At 49.3% G+C, this 4,751-nt stretch carries 5 protein-coding genes; all 5 read right to left on the reverse strand.

Features of this window, described 5'->3' with window-relative positions; all coding sequences use genetic code 11:
- Nucleotides 1-560: 560 nt before the first annotated feature.
- On the reverse strand, nt 561-1,646 hold the full coding sequence (locus ACYPZI_RS15485; RefSeq protein WP_459603204.1) for a FimB/Mfa2 family fimbrial subunit: 1,086 nt from the start codon (nt 1,644-1,646) through the stop codon (nt 561-563).
- Nucleotides 1,647-1,660: 14 nt separating this feature from the next.
- Nucleotides 1,661-3,199, reverse strand: a complete 1,539-nt coding sequence (locus tag ACYPZI_RS15490; protein ID WP_459603206.1) for a tetratricopeptide repeat protein — start codon at nt 3,197-3,199, stop codon at nt 1,661-1,663.
- A 75-nt stretch (nt 3,200-3,274) separates the two neighbouring features.
- Entirely contained in the window at nt 3,275-3,871 is a 597-nt protein-coding gene (locus tag ACYPZI_RS15495) for a DUF3575 domain-containing protein (RefSeq protein ID WP_459603208.1), read from the reverse strand.
- 146 nt (nt 3,872-4,017) lie between these two features.
- Nucleotides 4,018-4,266, reverse strand: a complete 249-nt coding sequence (locus ACYPZI_RS15500) for a hypothetical protein (protein ID WP_459603210.1) — start codon at nt 4,264-4,266, stop codon at nt 4,018-4,020.
- 177 nt (nt 4,267-4,443) lie between these two features.
- The coding region (locus tag ACYPZI_RS15505; RefSeq protein WP_459603212.1) for a helix-turn-helix domain-containing protein at nt 4,444-4,751 on the reverse strand (308 nt) is incomplete at its 5' end.

The following is a 4,751-nucleotide window of genomic DNA, read 5'->3' on the forward strand; positions in this document are numbered from 1 at the left end:
AGTCGACCTTTTCGTCATTGCGAATTGAAAATCGGCGGAGCCAACAGGAGTGAAGCAATCCAGAGTATTGATTATTAATGGATTGCTTCGGGTAAACCCTCGCAATGACGTGCGACAGTCAGCAGTCGACAACTTGTACCTCGTACAGTCAGTAGTTAGTAGTCAGTAGTCAGTAAACAGTCGACCTTTTCGTCATTGCGAATTTGAAAAATCGGCGGAGCCAACAGGAGTGAAGCAATCCAGAGTATTGATTATTAATGGATTGCTTCGGGTAAACCCTCGCAATGACGTGCGACAGTCAGTAGTCAGTAGTCAGTAGTCAGTCGACCTTTTCGTCATTGCGAACGGAGTGAAGCAATCCAGAGTATTGATTATTAATGGATTGCTTCGGGTAAACCCTCGCAATGACGTGCGACAGTCAGTAGTCGACAACTTGTACCTCGTACCTCGTCTACTCGTAACTTTTTAACTAAAAAGTAACAAACTCCACACTCATTTTCTCATTATAACTACACTTCGTTCCGTTGAACGTTGTTTCAAATTCGGTAATTCTCAAATTATCACAAATACCCTCCATCAATCCAGTCATCGATAGTTACCAGGGATACGATAACCTCCCCCCCGTCGATAAGCAGCAACAAGTCGAATTCCTGCCTTCGGTTGGTATCGAGTTCGATGTTCAAGGCCTTGAAAAAAGCATGGAGGTCGATTTCCTTCATCACTTGCGAAGCCGGAGTATGGATACTCAGCAAGGGGTGTGAACCGTTCCGGTAACGGTAGGTCACGAACTGCCCCTGCAACGCGCGGTCGCCCATTACCGCCCCCGCGCGGTGAGTAAGCAGTCCGTCGGGAGAATGTACCAGCGGAATGTAATTGATCTGTTCGCTGCTCACGGCCGGAAACAGGTCCTCGCCAGGACGATGGAGGGAAGCTTCCCCCTCCGCGCGGAACATAAACTCCGGCATAAAATCATACATGGAAGGCACATCCTTGAGCAGCATATAAAAATCGCGCGTATTGGCGGGAACCTCCGCCGCTTTTTTCCACCTGACGGTAATATTCAGTACGCAGTGCGAGTGGGACATATCGACATATACCCTGCTTACGCCATATTTCGCGACGGAGAACGTACGATAACCGTAATACAGCCGTTCGCTGTTGTTTTGCATGGCAGCCGTATTTCCGGCGGCTATATAGGGATTGTCGAGATAAAGCATCATTTCCTCCTTGGTGGTTACGCCCGGCTGTTCTTTGTTTACCTTGCTCGGCGCCGCCTTGTTGCCCCAAGTGATAACGGTGTACCTGCCTTCGGGCAGATTGGTTTCGGTTATATATTCTCCGAAACACGACTCTCCGGGGAGGTGGTTTATGGCCACCAGTATTCCCTGTTCATCGAAAATATATTCATCGAGCGACTGTATATACTCCGTCAATACATTTTCAGTAGTCGTATTCTCCCTGTTGTAACGATAGATGATACGTGTGTTGTACCAGCAGTCCTCCGTCTCCCTGTCGATGTCACAGGAGGAGAAGAACAAGAGCGGGAACAGGAACAATACCAGCCACCCTCCCCGTAGAGGAGAAGCGGAAGTCCCACCTAACCTCCCTGAAGGAGCAGGACTATCTGGTTTTATTATTCCTTTCATTCAATTACTCTTGTTTAATTACTATTGAGGCTGATCAGTGACAGGTTTAGCTTGGCTTGCCGGCATGTGTCGTTCACCAGCGTAGCTTTGTTAAAATAGTCCCTGGCGGCATCGGTATCCCCCGTGATATAATAATAGACCCCCCGGTTAAGGTACGAAAGCGGGTTATCCTTAATACGGTCCAGGTAAAGCAGGGCCTCTGTCGCCTCCCCGTTAATCAGGCATGCCGCCGCCGCGTTGTTGTTGGCTATGGCGTCGTCGGGCCATGTTTTGGCGGCTATGCGGTAGATCTCCAGCAAGCGTCCGTTGTCCGCGCCCGGGGTGTAGCTGCCCGCCAGGCGGCAAAACTCTTCCATGCTCAACAGTTCGGGGTGTGTCCGGTACACCTGTTCCGCTATCTCGTCCGTGAGTTTATTGACCCTGTAAAAAACGCGCGCCTCGTTGCGGCGTAAGCGGGGGAAAAATGTTTCCAGCATGTAACGGTAAGGTTTCCCCCGTGCCAGTAGCATGAGTTTCTTCTCGCGCCCGTCAAAAATATCCGTGCCGTGGATAATGGACATTACTTCGTCTTTGTATTCCATCCGGGACTTTTCGACTAAAGCCGCCAATCCGTCCCAGTCTTCGGCGATCCAACCGGCTTGCAGGGCATATTTGCCGAGATTGTATTTAGGTTGGAAGTACCGCATAAAGCTTTCAGAGCGCCTTCGGGCAAGTAATTTGTTGGAGGCGTAGCTTCCTTCGGGCGAAGCATAGCTTGTGATACGCAGGGTGTCTACGATAATCAGTTCATTGCCCAGTATATGCCGGAAAAGGGAATCCACCCGTTCGAGTTCCCGCCTGTTATCGCGGAAAGCCGGCAGTATCTTGTGTACTCCTTGCGGATAGGCTATATGGGCGATCAGGCTGGCATTCCTGTATTTGATTTCTTCTGCCGGAGCAGTCAACAACCCTGCCATCCCGCGGTAATCAGCCGAGTCGGGATTCCGTGCGGCGGTATCAGTGGCGATTGGTTGCTGTACGGTAGCCGTTTCCCTGATTTCATCTTTCAGGTTTATATCCGCCAATAGCGTTTGTTCTTTTAAGGGGTGTTCGTTGCAGCAATCGTGAAAGGCTTCCCTTGTTGTAAGCCGCGCATGGTCCATCCACGAAGCATAAGGGATGCTCAGGGTGTAACGCAAAGGATAAGTGACTTTCGGATCGATACCCGTAAAGACCCTGTAAGGCTCGTTACGGCGGACAGACGGATCAACCGACTCCTTGCGTTTATCAAAAGCCGCGCGCTGTTTGCCGGCGTACACTACCGTGGGCAATACCGTTTGTTTGTCGCCCGCTTGCAGGAACAAGTCCAGCCGCAGGGAATTCATCGTGCCGATATGCAGGTTGCTCGCGTAAATCATCAGGTCGATGTGAAGGCTGTCGTCTTGCTTTGTTACTTGCTGTACCGTTAAGCGGATCGTTTCGCCTTGTCTCCCGGGTTTGTCTTCTGCCTGTGGATGCACAGCGCATGCTGCCAGCCATAGCAACAACAGAACGTATGTTTTATATCTATTCATTTTTTCAGTTTTCAGTTGCTTTATTACCCGTAACTTGTAACCAATCGACCTGTCTCCCCTCTTTGAAGGGGCAGGCTATTTAATCATATAAATCAGTGATATTCCCGCTTTGGTAGGCCCGAAGTAGTCGCGTGTATAGCTGCCTACTTTTTCGAGACATTCCCGGCAGATATACTTGCCGTATTCCATGTGGACATAGCCTATTCCGGCAGTCAGTTCCAATCCCCAACGCCCTTTTAAAGGAAAGTGGTAGCCGTAAGAGATACCTCCTCCGTAAAGATTGCCATTGTAGCTATAGTCTTTTAAGGCCTTGATAAAGGAGATATTCCCTACATTATACTTGCTGTAGATAGCATGGACGCCAAAGAAATGCCCTTCGAAAGATTGGCACATCCAGTAACGAAGCTCGGGCTGTACCAGCCAGTGGCGCAGGGAACTTTTGCCCGGCAAATCCCAGGGGTTATAACCCGCGGCTATATCCAGTGTCAGCTTCCTGTTCAGGGAAAACTCCATGGCGGCATTCGGTGTAGTCGTCGCCCAATAGAGCAAATTGGTCTTTTGGGCTACTTGCTGTGCCTGAAGTCCTGTGCACAAAAGAACCAGCCATAGCTCGACAAAGAAAAAGGATAATGCGTTTAAGCTGTACTTGTTTATAGTCTGTCTGTTACGCATAATGTATTTGTTTTTGATGTGCTTTTCATGTTCTTGGTACCAGGCTTTATAAAAGGCCGACCTCGGCGCCCGTCATCCAATCCCCGTAATCCAGGTACACCCTGCACGGATAAGTAATTCATGAAGGGCGGCCGGACGCTTTAAGTTTAATATCCCCGGAAAACGGAAAGCCCGAAGATGCCCGATACCATACGCCTGAGCGTCCTGTAACGTTTTTTTCTGGCAACCGGCACCGCCGGAAGTTCCAGCCGGTGGGTTTCTTCGCTAAGGATAGGTACGAACATGTGGGAGGCGGCTTCTCCCACACGGCGGCAGACAAAAAGCATATCGGCTTCTATATAGAAGCAGGAACCTTTTTGCCGCATCGAAACGGGTACGAATTTAACCTGGTACATACGCTCTGTTTTATTAAATGTTAAACATAAATACCCCTCACACCCACCACAGAATGCCTCCTGTTACGGAAACGCCGTCCTGTGCTAAAAATATCTGACACTTATCAAGTGTCGGATATATGTATGCTTAACATATATTTACACTGTAAATGTAAATGTTATTTTTTCATATTCGCTTCATATACCGTTACCTATTTTATTACTCCCGTTACCTATTTTGCCCACCTGCTTGCTGTGCTGCCGTATCTCTCCCGGCGATTGTCCCAGATGCTGTTTGCAGTAACGGTTGAACGAGGATTTGGATGCAAAGCCGAATTCGATGCGCAGTTCGTTCAGCGGCTTCTCCCCCGTGCAGAGGGCATGGTATATTTTCTTTGCCCTGTGCCCGTTCATCCACTTATACCCGGATATATTAAACGCCTTCTTGAATCGTTTCTCCAGGCCCGAGAGGGACATATCCATGGCAACGGCCATTTCGGAAAGGG

The organism is Dysgonomonas reticulitermitis (genome assembly GCF_054601275.1).

Excerpts from the sequence above, each read along its gene's own strand:
- ACYPZI_RS15500 (WP_459603210.1), bottom strand. The coding sequence starts at position 4,266 with ATGTACCAGGTTAAATTCGTACCCGTTTCGATGCGGCAAAAAGGTTCC.
- ACYPZI_RS15495 (WP_459603208.1), bottom strand. The coding sequence starts at position 3,871 with ATGCGTAACAGACAGACTATAAACAAGTACAGCTTAAACGCATTATCC.
- ACYPZI_RS15485 (WP_459603204.1), bottom strand. The coding sequence starts at position 1,646 with ATGAAAGGAATAATAAAACCAGATAGTCCTGCTCCTTCAGGGAGGTTA.
- ACYPZI_RS15490 (WP_459603206.1), bottom strand. The coding sequence starts at position 3,199 with ATGAATAGATATAAAACATACGTTCTGTTGTTGCTATGGCTGGCAGCA.